We start from the raw sequence: 14194 nt of genomic DNA on the forward strand, positions 1-14194 counted from the left end.
GAAGGGGGCGGTACGGAGATCCCGTACCGCCCCCTCGCCGTGCGTACCGTCAGAGCACCTTGGACAGGAACGACTTCGTCCGCTCGTGCTGCGGGTTCGTCAGCACCTCGCGCGGGTGGCCGGATTCGACCACCACACCGCCGTCCATGAAGACCAGGCTGTCGCCCACCTCGCGGGCGAAGCCCATCTCGTGGGTGACGACGATCATCGTCATGCCGGACTCGGCCAGGTCGCGCATGACGTCCAGGACGTCACCGACCAGCTCCGGGTCGAGCGCCGAGGTCGGCTCGTCGAACAGCATCAGCTTCGGGTCCATGGCCAGGGCCCGGGCGATGGCGACGCGCTGCTGCTGGCCGCCGGAGAGCTGCGAGGGGTAGCTGCCCGCCTTGTCGGCCAGGCCGACCCGGTCCAGCAGCTCCAGGGCGCGCTCCCGGGCCTTGCCCCTGCTCACGCCCTTGACCTGGACCGGCGCCTCCATGACGTTCTCCACCGACGTCATGTGCGGGAACAGGTTGAAGCGCTGGAAGACCATGCCGATGTCCCGGCGCTTGACCGCGACCTCGCTGTCCTTCAGCTCGTAGAGCTTGTCGCCCTTCTGCCGGTAGCCGACCAGGTCGCCGTCGACGTACAGACGGCCGGCGTTGATCTTCTCCAGGTGGTTGATGCACCGGAGGAAGGTCGACTTGCCGGAGCCGGAGGGGCCGATGAGGCAGAACACCTCGCCGGACTTCACCTCCAGGTCTATGCCCTTGAGGACCTCTACGGGGCCGAAGGACTTGTGGACGCCCTCGGCCTTCACCATGGCGGTCATGCCTTGCCTCCCGTCGGCTTGGAGCGGCTGGACAGGGAGAGCACGTTCGCCCTGATCTTCTGGAACGGGGTGGCCGGCAGGGACCGGCTCGAACCACGCGCGTAGTACCGCTCCAGGTAGTACTGGCCGATGCTGAAGACCGACGTCATGAGCAGGTACCAGGCCGCCGCCAGGAACAGCATCTCGGCGGGGGCGCCGGAGGTCTGGCCGATGTCCTGGGCCGCGCGGAGCAGCTCGGGATACTGGACGACCGAGACCAGCGAGGTCGTCTTCAGCATGTTGATGACCTCGTTGCCCGTCGGCGGCACGATCACGCGCATCGCCTGCGGGATGACGATCCGGCGCAGCGTCTTGGCGTGGCTCATGCCCAGCGCGTGCGACGCCTCGGTCTGGCCCTCGTCGACCGAGAGCAGACCGGCCCGGCAGATCTCCGCCATGTACGCGGCCTCGTTGAGGCCGAGGCCGAGCAGCGCCGTCAGGAACGGGGTCATGAAGTCCGACCACTCGTCCTTGTAGAACGGCCCGAGGTTGATGTACTCGAAGACCAGGCCCAGGTTGAACCAGACGATCAGCTGGACCAGGACCGGGGTGCCGCGGAAGAACCAGATGTAGAACCACGCGATCGACGAGGTCACCGGGTTCTTCGACAGGCGCATCACGGCGAGCATGACGCCGCCGACGATGCCGATCACCATGGACAGCACGGTCAGCAGGAGCGTCTTGCCGACGCCGTCCAGGATGCGGTCGTCGAAGAAGTAGTCCGGGATCGCGCCCCAGTTGATCTTGCCCTGGGCGAACGCGTACACGACCCCGACCAGCAGGGCGATGGCGACGACGGCGGAGACGTACCGCCCGTAGTGCCGGACCGGGATGGCCTTGATGGCCTCCGGCCCGGCCGGGGGCGTGTCAGCCGGCGTCTTGTCGATGTCAACAGTCACGGGTGTTGCCTTTCAGTGCCGCTAGGGCGCGGTCACTTGCCGCCGTTGATGGTGGCTTCCTGCACGGAGCCGTCCGTGACGTTCCACTTCTTCATGATCTTCTCGTACTCGCCGTTCTTGATGACGGCGTCGAGGGCGGCCTTGAGGGCGTCCCGCAGCTGCGTCTGGTTCTTGGCCACCGCGATGCCGTACGGAGCGGCCTCGACCTGCTCGCCGACCAGCTGGAAGTCCTTGCCGCCACCGGAGGTCTTCACCGCGTACGCGGCGACGGGGAAGTCGGACGAGCCGGCGTCGGCGCCGCCCGCGCGCAGGCGGGTCTGGGCCTGCTGGTCGTTGTCGAAGGGCTCGACGGCGATCTTCTTGCCGGCCGGGCACTTCTTCGACTCCGCCTTGGCGAGGTCCTCCGAGACCGTGCCGCGCTGCAGCACGATCTTCTTGCCGCACAGGTCGGACCAGGTCTTGATGCCCTGGTCGTCGCCCTTCTTGGTGTAGATCGAGACACCGGCGGTGAAGTAGTCCACGAAGTCGACGCCCTCGCCGACCTTCTTGCCGGTGTCGGAGTCGATGCCCTCCTGGCGGTCCTTGGTGTCGGTCATCGCGGACATGGCGATGTCGTACCGCTTGGAGCGCAGACCCGTGATCAGCGTGTCGAAGGTGCCGTTCTCGAACTGGAAGTCGACCCCGAGCTGCTTGCCCATGGCGGCGGCGAGGTCCGGGTCGATGCCGACGACCTTGCCTGAGCTGTCCTTGAACTCGACCGGGGCGTAGGCGATGTCGGAGCCGACCTTGATGACACCCTTGTCGCGGATGGCCTGCGGCAGCTTGTCGGCGAGCGGGGCCGAAGCCGCCGTGTCGCTCTCCGAGCCGCTGTCCTTGGTCTGGTCACCGCATCCGGTGAGCATCAGCGCGCCTGCGACCGCGATCGCACCGACCGCTGCTAGCCGGGAGTGCGCGGCGGTCGTACGACGGGTGGAGCTTGCGGTCATGGTGGGTTCCTCCGGCGGATGGGTGGAGTTGCCGATGGGGCGGGCCGCTGCCGATGGGTTCGGCACGGCCGTGGCCTGCCGAGAGGTTCGGCAGTGCCGTGGGTTGACGAGAGCACACCTCTTCGAGTGTCGCGACCTCGTGTGATTACGGCATCTTGCCATTCGGACTGCGCGATTCTGGGGGCCAGCCATGTCAAAATCGGATAACGGGCGACCCCCGAACCGCACCACTCCGGTACATCACGGCCGGACCTTCTATGGGAATGCCCCCTTCCGGCCGGAAGATCTTCGGTAAATCCCGAGATTTCGATACGGGGACCGCGAGCTTCGCCGATGGTTGAGTGGTTGTAGCTGGTTTGTCCAGCTCTTGTCCCGATTTTGGACGAAGAGTCAGGGCGCCGTCATGTGACCTTCGCGTTATGGACTCGTCGTCGATGCGGTCCGTCCGGTAAGAAGGGTCTTTACACCCCTCATCCGGGGCTCAGGGCGCGTGTGCGGCGCGCCCGTCGCGTACGCGCCCGTACGTATACACGTACACAGCACGACATGGGCCTACGCGGTGCCCGCCCACCCCTCACCAGGAGTGGCCACCCTCAAAACAATGAAGATTTAAGGGGTAAAACGAAGTGGCAGCGGAGATCGTCAATCCTCGCAGCGAGAGCAAGACCGGCGATACGGATCACGAGGGCGGTGCGGAGCCCCTCGACTCCTTCGATCCGGCGTTCGCGCTGCACCGCGGCGGCAAGATGGCTGTGCAGGCCACCGTGCCGGTCCGTGACAAGGACGACCTGTCCCTGGCGTACACGCCCGGCGTCGCGAAGGTGTGCAGCGCGATCGCGGAGCAGCCGGAGCTCGTGCACGACTACACGTGGAAGTCGTCGGTCGTGGCCGTCGTGACGGACGGTACGGCCGTGCTGGGCCTCGGTGACATCGGGCCCGAGGCCTCCCTCCCGGTGATGGAGGGCAAGGCGATTCTGTTCAAGCAGTTCGGTGGCGTGGACGCGGTTCCGATCGCCCTGAACTGCACGGACGTCGACGAGATCGTCGAGACCGTGGTGCGGCTCGCTCCGTCGTTCGGCGGGGTCAACCTGGAGGACATCTCGGCACCCCGGTGCTTCGAGGTCGAGCGGAAGCTGCAGGAGCGGCTGGACATCCCGGTCTTCCACGATGACCAGCACGGAACGGCCGTGGTGACGCTGGCGGCCCTGCGGAACGCCGCGCGGCTGAGCGGGCGGGCGCTGGGTGAGCTGCGGGCCGTCATCTCCGGCGCCGGTGCGGCCGGTGTCGCCATCGCGAAGATGCTGGTCGAGGCCGGGATCGGGGATGTCGCGGTGGCCGACCGCAAGGGTGTCGTGTCGGCGGACCGTGACGACCTCACGCCGGTGAAGCAGGAGCTGGCCGGGTTCACGAACAAGGCCGGGATCACCGGGTCGCTGGAGGCGGCGCTGGACGGGGCCGATGTGTTCATCGGCGTGTCCGGCGGGACGGTTCCGGAGTCCGCGGTGGCGACGATGGCCAAGGGCGCGTTCGTTTTCGCCATGGCGAATCCGAATCCCGAGGTTCACCCCGAGGTCGCGCACAAGTACGCGGCGGTCGTCGCGACCGGGCGGTCGGACTTCCCGAACCAGATCAACAACGTGCTGGCGTTTCCCGGGATCTTCGCGGGGGCACTGCAGGTGCGGGCCTCTCGGATCACCGAGGGGATGAAGCTGGCTGCCGCTGAGGCGCTGGCGGCCGTGGTCGGGGACGATCTCGCGGCCGACTACGTCATCCCGTCGCCGTTCGACGAGCGGGTCGCGCCGGCGGTCACGGCCGCGGTGGCGGCTGCGGCCCGGGCCGAGGGCGTGGCTCGGCGCTGACGGTGACGCCGGTGTTTGTGTGATGTGGCCCCGCCCGGGATCGGGCGGGGCCATTTCTTTACGTTCGGGCAGGGCTGTTCGGGTGGTGCGTCGGGGTGCGGGTGCGCGTCTTCGCCTGGCGATGGCTGGTGGGTCGGGGCCGCGCCGGGGGGTGTCCGTCCTCGGAACGGCGCAACGGGGTCTCACGCCGACCGACTGTCCGTTGACGCGCCAACCGCTGCGGGTGGCCCCCCCGACACGTCCCCTTCTCGCCGTGCGCGGGTGCGGGTGCGCTCGTTCGGCGGCACCGATCCCCGGACGTTGGCAAGAGGGTGTGTCTCACAGACGTCGGTGGTTCCACTCGGCAGGTGGTGGAACCTATCGTCAAGGTCATGTTCGCTGTCTACGCCGCCCGAATCGACCGCGACCAGCCGCTGTCCGGCCTGGAGTTGGGAGAGCGTCCGGCTCCCGAGGCCCGTCCCGGCTGGAGTACCGTCACGGTCAAGGCCGCCTCCCTCAACCACCATGACCTCTGGTCCCTGCGTGGCGTGGGCCTCGCAGAGGACAAGCTGCCGATGATCCTCGGCTGTGACGCCGCCGGTGTCGACGAGGACGGCAACGAGGTCGTCCTGCACTCCGTGATCGGACAGAGCGGGCACGGGGTCGGTCCGAAGGAACCCCGTTCCATCCTCACGGAGCGCTACCAGGGCACCTTCGCCGAGCAGGTCTCCGTGCCGACCTGGAACATCCTGCCCAAGCCCAAGGAGCTCTCCTTCGCGGAGGCCGCCTGCCTGCCCACGGCGTGGCTGACCGCGTACCGCATGCTGTTCACCAACGCGGGTGTCCGCCCCGGTGACTCCGTGCTGGTGCAGGGCGCCGGCGGTGGGGTCGCCACGGCCGCCATCGTGCTGGGCAAGGCCGCCGGGCTCCGGGTCTTCGCCACCAGCCGGGACGAGGCCAAGCGGAAGCGGGCCCTGGAGCTCGGGGCCGTCGAGGCGCTGGAGTCCGGGGCGCGGCTGCCGCAGCGGGTCGACGCCGTGATCGAGACCGTCGGTGCCGCCACCTGGTCGCATTCCGTGAAGTCGCTGAAGCCCGGCGGCACGCTGGTCATCTCCGGTGCCACCAGTGGCGACCGGCCCTCGCACGCCGAGCTGACCCGGATCTTCTTCCTCGAGCTCAAGGTCGTCGGATCCACGATGGGCACCAAGGACGAACTGGAGGACCTGCTCGCGTTCTGTGCCGCCACCGGCGTGCGGCCCGTCATCGACGAGGTCATGCCGATGGACCGGGCGCGTGAGGGCTTCGAACGACTGGCCTCGGGTGATCAGTTCGGGAAGGTCGTGCTGACGAATCCCTGACTTCTCTCGGGTGTGCGTTGACGGTCGGTCCGGTGCGGGCCGGCCGTTTTCGTATGTCAACTGTGGTTGACGCGGGCGGGATGTCAACGTAGGTTGACGGCATGACGGAAGCGACCGATCTGGCCGAGCGTGCGGGTGACCGTGATCCACGGGTCGGCCTACGGGCTGTCGCCGCGCTGCGTCGGCTACTGGAGCAGTTGGAAGCCGTACAGGTGCGCAATGCGCGCAATCAGGGCTGGTCGTGGCAGGAGATCGCCACCGAACTCGGTGTGAGCAGGCAGGCCGTGCACAAGAAGTACGGGAGGCATTGATGTTCGAGCGGTTCACGAAAGACGCCCGGGACGTGGTGAAGGGCGCGTACGCGTATGTGGAGGGCGGTGGGGGCGGGCAGTGTGTGGAGCCGGAGCATCTGCTGCTGGCGCTGCTCGACCGGGAGGGCAGTCGTGGGTCCTTCGCGCTCGCCGCTGCCGGGCTCGGTGAGCGGCGGGAGTCCGTGCGGGAGGCGCTGCGTGACGCGCGGCGGCGGGCCGGGCTGACGCAGGCCGAGACCGACGCGCTCGCGGGGCTGGGCATCGATGTGGAGGAGATCGTCGCCCGGGTGGAGGAGGCGCACGGGGTCGGCGCCCTGGCCGGCGACCGGAAGGACAAACGGTGGTGGTCGGGACGTACCTCCTTCGGGCGGGGGGCCAAGGACGTGCTGGAGCGCTCCTTGCGGGTCGCTCTCGCCCAGCGGGACCGGCACATCGGGGACGAGCACATCCTGCTGGCCCTCACCACGGGCCCCGGAGTGCCGGCCGAGGTCCTCGCCGACCACGGGGTGACGTACGCGTCCCTGGTGCGGGTGCTGTACGGCGGTGGTGGCGAGGCCAAGGCCGGCTGAAGGGCCTGCGCCCCGGGCGCCGCCCGCTCTGTGGGGGCCTACTTCTTCTGCGTACGCAGGAGGGCCCCTATGTGGGCCGCCGCCGTCGACAGGTGGCGGCGGGCGTCGCGCAGTTGGTCGGGGGTGACGCCGTGGTCGCGGGCGGCGTCACGGATGTCGTCCCGGAAGCGGTCGAGCAGGCGGTCCAGATCGCGGGCGGGGTCGCCGGTCGAGTCCGTGGCCTCCTCGTGGGCCCAGGCCGGTTCGTAGGCGGCGGGGAAGTCCTCCGGGGGCTGTGAGCGCGTCTGCTCCGCGGTCGGCTTGCCGGTGCCGGTCCAGTCGAAGCCCAGGTCCTTGCCGTAGTCCTTTCCGAACTCGCCCACCTCCTTGACCAGTTCGCTCAGACCCTCGCGCAGGCCCGTCGGCCAGTCGCCGCGGGCGAAGTGGTCCTGCACCTGCTCCTGGACACGGCGGGTGATGCGCTGCACCTGCTCCTGGGCCTGGGCCCGCGCCTGCTCCTGGGCCTCCTTCGCCTGGCGGCGGGCGCGCTGGGCGTCCTCCCGGGCACGGCGGCTCTCGTCCTTGGCGCGCCGGGCCTGCTCCTTCCACTCCTGCCGGGCACGGCGCATCTCCTCCTTGGCGATGCGCCAGGTCTCCTTGTCGCCGTACTGCGCGAAGTCGCCGTAGGGGGCGCCCGCCGTGCCGTCGGCCCTGGCGCCGGTGTCCCGGCGGGCCTCGGTCGCCGCCGCGCGCATCTCGCGGCGCAGGTCGCCGGCGGCTCCGCGCACGTCCGCCTGGATCTCCGCGGCCAGTTCCGCGACCGACTCCCGGATCTCCAGCTCCAGGTCGGCCAGCTCGCCGCTGCGGTCGGCCAGCTCGGCGCGGCCCGCGTCCGTGATCGAGTAGACCTTGCGGCCGCCCTCGGTGGTGTGGGTGACCAGGCCCTCGGCCTCCAGCTTGGCCAGGCGCGGGTAGACCGTGCCCGCCGACGGCGCGTACAGCCCCTGGAAGCGCTCCTCGAGGAGACGGATCACCTCGTAGCCGTGGCGGGGGGCCTCGTCCAGCAGTTTCAGCAGGTAGAGGCGGAGGCGGCCGTGGGCGAAGACGGGGGGCATGTCAGAGCACCTTCTTGTCGGTCGTGCCGTCGGCCGGGGCGGTGGTGGGGTCTTCGCCCGGGCCGGAGACGGAATTGTCTCCCGAGCCGTCCTGGGGGCCACTCGCCGGGGCTGCCGCCGCGCCGCTGGTGCCGGGCCGGGTGTCCCATGGCTCGTCGTGATCGTCCTCCCCCGCCGGGCGGCGGAGCAGAGCGATCGAGCCTGAGACAGTGGTGGCCCGCAGTTTGCCGGTGCCCGCGCCGAGGCGGCCCGTGATCTTGTGGGCCCCCCACTGGCCGTGCACCCGCAGGCCGTCGAAGGCGTTGGAGACGGAGCCGCTCGCCGTGTTCGCCTCGACCTCCGCATCCGCCGGGTACGGCAGCCGGATCGCGATCTCGCCCGAGATGCTGGTCAGCCGGACGTCCGTCGGGCCGTTCGGGTCGAGGTCGACGATCATCGAGCCGCTGACCGATTCCGCCCGCACGGAGGGGCCGGAGCCCTCGACCACCGTGAGGTCGCCGGAGACCGAGTTGAACCGGAGGTCGCCGGTCACGTCCTGGGCCTCCAGGCTGCCGGAGACCGTCTCGGCGCGGACCGGGCCGGAGACACCCACGAGCGTCGTGTCGCCCGTGACGCCCTTCACCACCGACGGGCCCTGGATGCCGGAGATCACGGCGGCCGCGCTCACCACGCCGACCTCCACGCGGGTGCCGGCCGGGACGGCCAGGGAGACCACCGCGCTGCGGCGCCAGCCCTTGCGGTCCAGCCACTTGAGGAAGCCCTTCCACGGCAGGTCCTCGTAGGCCACCGTCAGTACGCCGTCCTGCTGGGTCACCACCAGGGGCGGCCCCTCGATCTCGGAGATCTCCAGGCGGGCGGAACCTTCGTCCGTGCCCACCACGTTCACCGTTCCATTGACGAGACGCACGTGCAGATCGCTCACGGGCTCGTCGAAGGTGAGTTTTTTCGGTTCCGTGACGGACCACTCGGACATGGTGCAGACCTCCCCGTCCGACGCGCCATATCGCGTCCTCTCGTATTCACGATATATCGCGGTCACGGAAAGTCAAGACACCCGTTCTGGGGATGGCGGGGCGGTCAGAAGTGCTCAAAGTGTGACGATTCGCCCTAGCGTGTGAGCATGCCGACGGAAGCTGCCCGCACCGGTCCCGCGCCTGGGGCGCTGCTGTTGTGCCGGGCCGCGCCCGCGTCCGTCGCCCCGGTCGCCCACCTGCTGCGCGAACCGATGCAGCTCACGCGCGCGGGCGAGGCATGGAGCGTTCTTGTGCCCGAGGGCGGGCCCTGGCGGGACGGTGCCGAGCCCGTCGACCGCGTGGTCACCGGCTGGGCCACGGCCCTCGCCGTCGGCGCGCCCTGGCCCGTCCTCGCCCTGTGGTGGGACACCGACCACGCGGGCTTCACACTCGCGTCCGGCTTCCGCCGCCCGGTCGGCTTCGTATGGCTCGCGAGCGGGGTCCCGGCGGGGGAGGACGAGGCGATGCGCACCTTCGCCGCACGCATGGGCCTCGACCCCGTCCTGGACGTGCAGGCCCTGGACCAGCTGACGAAGCCCGACTCCGCGGCCGACGCCCGCACCCGCCTGCGCGGCCTGCTCGCGGTCCTCGCGCGCGTGGGTGTCTCCCTGCCCGCCGAACTCGCCCCCGGCGAAGGCGCCGCCCGCCTCCGGGAGGCCGCCGCCCGCCGGCCGGACAGCCTGCCCGTCGAGTGGCCGGGCTGGCGCGAGGCGGTCGCGGAACGCGACACCGTCGACCACAGCCGCCTCGGCCCATGGATGCCCTGGACCGGCGGGCCGAGGGCCCGTGCCCTGGCCTTGGCGCAGGTGGCGGCGGGCCTGCCGCTCCTGGTCCGGGGCCTACGACGGCGGGGCGGCGGCTGGGCCGCGGCCGGAGCGCTGCTCCTCGCGCACGGAGTGCTGGGCCTGACCTACGACCTCACCCACCCACGCGACTGACGCGACTGGCGCGACCGACGGCCCGACGGCGACGCGTCTCCTACTCGTCGTCCTCGTCGTCCAGCCGCGCCAGCCACGTCGCCAGCCGCTCCACCGGTACCTCGAAGTCGGGATTGAGATCGACGAACGTCCGCAGCTGCTCGGCGAGCCACTCGAAGGTGACTTCCTCCTCGCCGCGCCGCTTCTCCAGTTCCTCGATGCCGCGGTCGGTGAAATACATCGGGTTGTTCTCCTGCGTTCGTCCCGGACGGTGGTGCCGGAAACAGCCTACGTACCGGCCGGGCGACCGCGCTCCGCCTCCAAGGCCCGGCCCCGGCGGTGGGACGCGTGAAGGCCCGGCCCCGCGGGGGGACCGGGCCTTCACGGCGAGAAGGATCAGAGGCTCACGCCTCGAACACCTCACGCACCAGCTGCTCCTGCTCGGCCTGGTGCCGCTTCGCGGAGCCCACCGCCGGGGACGAGCCGTGCGGGCGGGAGATGCGCCGCAGCCGCTCGCCGTGCGGGACGTCCGCGCCGACCGCCAGGTCCAGGTGGTCGATCAGGTTGAGCGCGATGAACGGCCAGGCACCCTGGTTCGCCGGCTCCTCCTGGGCCCACAGGTACTTCTCGGCGTTCGGGTACTTCTTGATCTCCGCCTGGAGCTCGGTACCCGGCAGCGGGTACAGGCGCTCGATGCGGATGATCGCCGTGTCCGTGACGCCGCGCTTCTGACGCTCGGCCTCGAGGTCGTAGTAGACCTTGCCGGCGCAGAAGACGACCTTCTTGACCGCGGCCGCGTCCACCGACGTGTCGCCGATGACCGGCTGGAACTGGCCCGTCGTGAACTCCTCCGCCTTGGCCGCCGCCGCCTTCAGGCGCAGCATCGACTTCGGCGTGAAGACCACCAGCGGCTTGTGGTGCGGGTTGTGCACCTGCCACCGCAGGAGGTGGAAGTAGTTCGACGGAGACGTCGGCATGGCGACCGTCATGTTGTTCTGGGCGCACATCTGCAGGAAGCGCTCCGGGCGGGCCGAGGAGTGGTCCGGGCCCTGGCCCTCGTAGCCGTGCGGCAGGAGCAGGACGACGCCGGACGTCTGGGCCCACTTCTGCTCGGCCGACGAGATGAACTCGTCCACGACCGTCTGCGCGCCGTTGACGAAGTCGCCGAACTGCGCCTCCCACATCACGAGCGCCTCGGGGCGGGCCAGCGAGTAGCCGTACTCGAAGCCCATCGCGGCGTACTCGGAGAGGAGGGAGTTGTAGACGTTGAGCCGCGCCTGGTCCTCGGAGAGGTACTGAAGCGGCGTGTACTCCTCGCCGGTGCTGCGGTCGATGATGACCGCGTGGCGCTGGCCGAACGTACCGCGCTGCGAGTCCTGGCCCGCCAGGCGGACCGGGACGCCCTCCAGCAGGAGGGAGCCGACCGCGAGGGTCTCGCCCATGCCCCAGTCGATCGTGCCGTCCTCGACCATCGACGCCCGGCGCTGCAGCTGCGGCAGCAGACGCGGGTGGACGGTGATGTGGTCGGGGATGTTGACCTGGGACTCGGCGATCCGCTTGACGACCTCCGTGGTCACCGCGGTGTTGACGGCGACCGGGAACTCGGCCTGCGGGTCCGAGGACTCGACCGTCGACGGCTGGGACGTGGCCTCACGGACCTCCGTGAAGACCTTCTCCAGCTGGCCCTGGTAGTCCTGCAGCGCCTGCTCGGCCTCTTCCAGCGTGATGTCGCCACGACCGATGAGGGACTCGGTGTACAGCTTGCGCACCGAGCGCTTCTTGTCGATCAGGTCGTACATCAGCGGCTGGGTGAAGGCCGGGTTGTCCGACTCGTTGTGACCGCGGCGGCGGTAGCAGATGAGGTCGATCACCACGTCCTTGTTGAACGCCTGGCGGAACTCGAAGGCCAGGCGGGCAACGCGGACGACCGCCTCGGGGTCGTCGCCGTTGACGTGGAAGATCGGGGCCTCGATCATGCGGGCCACGTCCGTCGCGTACATGGAGGAACGCGAGGACTCGGGGGCCGCCGTGAAGCCGACCTGGTTGTTGATGACGATGTGGACCGTGCCGCCGGTGCGGTAGCCGCGCAGCTGCGACATGTTCAGGGTCTCGGCCACCACGCCCTGGCCCGCGAAGGCCGCGTCGCCGTGGATCGCCACCGGCAGGACCGTGAAGTCCGTGCCGCCCTTGTTGATGATGTCCTGCTTGGCGCGCGAGACGCCCTCCAGGACCGGGTCCACCGCCTCCAGGTGCGACGGGTTCGCGACCAGGGAGACCTTGATCTGCTCGCCGTCGAGACCGGTGAAGGTGCCCTCGGCGCCCAGGTGGTACTTCACGTCGCCGGAGCCGTGCATCGACTTCGGGTCGAGGTTGCCCTCGAACTCGCGGAAGATCTGCGCGTACGACTTGCCGACGATGTTGGCGAGGACGTTCAGGCGGCCGCGGTGGGCCATGCCGACGACGACCTCGTCCAGGCGGGACTCGGCGGCCGAGTCCAGCACGGCGTCGAGCAGCGGGATGACGGACTCGCCGCCCTCCAGCGAGAAGCGCTTCTGGCCGACGTACTTCGTCTGCAGGAAGGTCTCGAAGGCCTCCGCCGCGTTCAGCCGGCGCAGGATGCGCAGCTGCTCCTCGCGCTCCGGCTTGGTGTGCGGGCGCTCCACGCGGTCCTGGATCCACTTGCGCTGCTTCGGGTCCTGGATGTGCATGAACTCGATGCCGGTGGTGCGGCAGTACGAGTCGCGCAGGACGCCGAGGATGTCGCGCAGCTTCATCATCGACTTGCCGGCGAAACCGCCGACGGCGAACTCGCGCTCCAGGTCCCAGAGCGTGAGGCCGTGCTCGGTGATGTCCAGGTCGGGGTGCTTGCGCTGCTGGTACTCCAGCGGGTCGGTGTCGGCCATGACGTGACCGCGGACCCGGTAGGAGTGGATCAGCTCGAAGACGCGGGCGGCCTTCGTGACGTCGTCGTCGTGCGAAGCGTCGATGTCCTTGAGCCAGCGGACCGGCTCGTAGGGGATGCGCAGCGCCTCGAAGATGTCGTCGTAGAAGCCGTTCTCACCGAGGAGGAGGTTGGCGACGATCCGCAGGAACTCGCCGGAGGCGGCGCCCTGGATCACCCGGTGGTCGTAGGTCGACGTGAGCGTCATGACCTTCGAGATGCCGAGCTTGTTCAGGGTGTCCTGGGAGGTGCCCTGGAACTCCGCCGGGTAGTCCATGGAGCCGACGCCCATGATCACCGACTGGCCGGGCATCAGACGCGGCACGGAGTGCACGGTGCCGAGGCCGCCGGGGTTGGTCAGGGAGACCGTCACGCCGGTGAAGTCGTCCATGCCCAGCTTGCCGTCGCGGGCGCGGCGGACGATGTCCTCGTAGGCCTGCCAGAACTCGAAGAAGTTCAGCGTCTCGGCCTTCTTGATGCCCGCGACCACGAGCTGGCGGTCGCCGTTGGGCTTGACCAGGTCGATGGCGAGGCCGAAGTTGACGTGCTCCGGCTTGACCAGGGTCGGCTTGCCGTCCTTCTCCGCGAAGGAGTAGTTCATCGACGGCATGGCCTTGATGGCCTGCACCATCGCGTAGCCGATCAGGTGCGTGAAGGAGATCTTCCCGCCCCGGGCGCGCTTCAGGTGGTTGTTGATGACGATGCGGTTGTCGAAGAGCAGCTTCACCGGGACCGCGCGCACGGACGTGGCCGTGGGCACCTCCAGGGAGGCGTTCATGTTCTTCGCGACCGCGGCGGCGGGACCGCGCAGCACGACCTGCTCGGGGCCCGAGGGGGCCTCACCGGCGGGTTCGGCCTTCTTCGCGGCGGCCGGCTTCGCTGCCGGGGCGGCCTGCGCCGGAGCGGGGGCCTGAGCCGGCGCCTGTGCGACGGGCTTCGCCGGGGCCGGAGCCGAGGCGGGGGCCGGCGCGGCGGCGGACTTCTCGGCCGCCGGGGCGGGGGCCTGGGCGGGGGCGGCCGGAGCGGCCGCCGGAGCGGTGGTGGTCTCCGCGGCCCCCGCGGCCGCGGTACCCGCCGGAGCCGAGGCGGCGGCCGCCCCTGGCTTGTAGTCGGCGAAGAAGTCCCACCAGGCTCGGTCTACCGAATTCGGGTCCTGGAGGTACTGCTGATAGATCTCGTCGACGAGCCACTCATTGGCACCGAACGACGCGGCAGGGTTCTTCCCCGCTTGGTCGGTGTCGGTCGAGATGCTCGAGTTACTGGGGGACTGTGGCGACACGGCGGCAACCGCCCTCTTCCGCTTCACAAGATGATGGACAGCGGGAATCAAGGCTACGCCCCCTGGACGGGGAAGGTCAGGTCGGGCCCGTGCAACGTCGTGCAAGTCACATCTGGAACCGTGTTTCGGGGCTTGAAAT

At 69.7% G+C, this 14194-nt stretch carries 12 protein-coding genes; 5 read left to right on the plus strand and 7 right to left on the minus strand.

The window, feature by feature from the left end; all coding sequences use genetic code 11:
* Positions 1-49 precede the first annotated feature (49 nt).
* Genes AB0G20_RS16040 through AB0G20_RS16050 form a run of 3 tightly spaced genes read right to left on the minus strand, consistent with a single transcriptional unit; the run spans position 50 to position 2735 of the window.
* Positions 50-811 (minus strand): amino acid ABC transporter ATP-binding protein, encoded by a 762-nt coding sequence (locus tag AB0G20_RS16040; RefSeq protein WP_030851712.1) that lies wholly within the window; start codon positions 809-811, stop codon positions 50-52.
* Entirely contained in the window at positions 808-1749 is a 942-nt protein-coding gene (locus tag AB0G20_RS16045; RefSeq protein ID WP_361301907.1) for an amino acid ABC transporter permease, read from the minus strand. The genes AB0G20_RS16040 and AB0G20_RS16045 overlap by 4 nt, the downstream gene beginning before the upstream one ends.
* A 32-nt stretch (positions 1750-1781) precedes the next feature.
* Positions 1782-2735 carry an ABC transporter substrate-binding protein gene (locus tag AB0G20_RS16050; RefSeq protein WP_361301910.1) on the minus strand — a complete coding sequence of 318 codons (954 nt, stop codon included), beginning with the start codon at positions 2733-2735 and terminating at the stop codon, positions 1782-1784.
* A gap of 626 nt (positions 2736-3361) precedes the next feature.
* Here AB0G20_RS16050 and AB0G20_RS16055 point away from each other — a divergent pair.
* From AB0G20_RS16055 to AB0G20_RS16070, 4 genes are all read left to right on the plus strand, one after another.
* Complete coding sequence (locus AB0G20_RS16055; protein ID WP_361301913.1) at positions 3362-4594, plus strand: NADP-dependent malic enzyme; 1233 nt, start codon at positions 3362-3364, stop codon at positions 4592-4594.
* A 371-nt stretch (positions 4595-4965) separates the two neighbouring features.
* Complete coding sequence (locus AB0G20_RS16060; protein WP_361301916.1) at positions 4966-5931, plus strand: zinc-binding dehydrogenase; 966 nt, start codon at positions 4966-4968, stop codon at positions 5929-5931.
* 101 nt (positions 5932-6032) lie between these two features.
* Positions 6033-6242: an HTH domain-containing protein gene (locus AB0G20_RS16065; protein ID WP_003992902.1), complete on the plus strand. Its 210-nt coding sequence runs from the start codon at positions 6033-6035 to the stop codon at positions 6240-6242.
* Positions 6242-6811: a Clp protease N-terminal domain-containing protein gene (locus AB0G20_RS16070; protein WP_361301919.1), complete on the plus strand. Its 570-nt coding sequence runs from the start codon at positions 6242-6244 to the stop codon at positions 6809-6811. Before AB0G20_RS16065 ends, AB0G20_RS16070 begins: the two co-directional genes overlap by 1 nt.
* Positions 6812-6849: 38 nt before the next feature.
* On the opposite strand, the gene AB0G20_RS16075 is transcribed toward AB0G20_RS16070, so the two are convergent.
* Both AB0G20_RS16075 and AB0G20_RS16080 read right to left on the minus strand, forming a co-directional pair.
* Entirely contained in the window at positions 6850-7905 is a 1056-nt protein-coding gene (locus tag AB0G20_RS16075) for a helix-turn-helix transcriptional regulator (RefSeq protein ID WP_361301922.1), read from the minus strand.
* 1 nt (position 7906) lies between these two features.
* On the minus strand, positions 7907-8878 hold the full coding sequence (locus AB0G20_RS16080; RefSeq protein ID WP_361301925.1) for a DUF4097 family beta strand repeat-containing protein: 972 nt from the start codon (positions 8876-8878) through the stop codon (positions 7907-7909).
* Between the two features lie 147 nt (positions 8879-9025).
* On the opposite strand from AB0G20_RS16080, the gene AB0G20_RS16085 reads away from it, so the two are divergent.
* Positions 9026-9856 carry a hypothetical protein gene (locus AB0G20_RS16085; RefSeq protein ID WP_361301928.1) on the plus strand — a complete coding sequence of 277 codons (831 nt, stop codon included), beginning with the start codon at positions 9026-9028 and terminating at the stop codon, positions 9854-9856.
* Between the two features lie 40 nt (positions 9857-9896).
* On the opposite strand, the gene AB0G20_RS16090 is transcribed toward AB0G20_RS16085, so the two are convergent.
* Complete coding sequence (locus AB0G20_RS16090) at positions 9897-10076, minus strand: DUF6104 family protein (protein WP_003992906.1); 180 nt, start codon at positions 10074-10076, stop codon at positions 9897-9899.
* Positions 10077-10239: 163 nt separating this feature from the next.
* Positions 10240-14055, minus strand: coding sequence for a multifunctional oxoglutarate decarboxylase/oxoglutarate dehydrogenase thiamine pyrophosphate-binding subunit/dihydrolipoyllysine-residue succinyltransferase subunit (locus AB0G20_RS16095; protein WP_361301931.1), 3816 nt, complete (start codon positions 14053-14055; stop codon positions 10240-10242).
* Positions 14056-14194: the final 139 nt, after the last annotated feature.

Source organism: Streptomyces sp. NPDC024017, assembly GCF_040638895.1.
GTDB lineage: Bacteria > Actinomycetota > Actinomycetes > Streptomycetales > Streptomycetaceae > Streptomyces.

Coding starts and splice junctions, on each gene's coding strand:
- AB0G20_RS16040 (WP_030851712.1), bottom strand. CDS start 811: ATGACCGCCATGGTGAAGGCCGAGGGCGTCCACAAGTCCTTCGGCCCC.
- AB0G20_RS16050 (WP_361301910.1), bottom strand. CDS start 2,735: ATGACCGCAAGCTCCACCCGTCGTACGACCGCCGCGCACTCCCGGCTA.
- AB0G20_RS16060 (WP_361301916.1), top strand. CDS start 4,966: ATGTTCGCTGTCTACGCCGCCCGAATCGACCGCGACCAGCCGCTGTCC.
- AB0G20_RS16065 (WP_003992902.1), top strand. CDS start 6,033: ATGACGGAAGCGACCGATCTGGCCGAGCGTGCGGGTGACCGTGATCCA.
- AB0G20_RS16070 (WP_361301919.1), top strand. CDS start 6,242: ATGTTCGAGCGGTTCACGAAAGACGCCCGGGACGTGGTGAAGGGCGCG.
- AB0G20_RS16075 (WP_361301922.1), bottom strand. CDS start 7,905: ATGCCCCCCGTCTTCGCCCACGGCCGCCTCCGCCTCTACCTGCTGAAA.
- AB0G20_RS16080 (WP_361301925.1), bottom strand. CDS start 8,878: ATGTCCGAGTGGTCCGTCACGGAACCGAAAAAACTCACCTTCGACGAG.
- AB0G20_RS16085 (WP_361301928.1), top strand. CDS start 9,026: ATGCCGACGGAAGCTGCCCGCACCGGTCCCGCGCCTGGGGCGCTGCTG.
- AB0G20_RS16090 (WP_003992906.1), bottom strand. CDS start 10,076: ATGTATTTCACCGACCGCGGCATCGAGGAACTGGAGAAGCGGCGCGGC.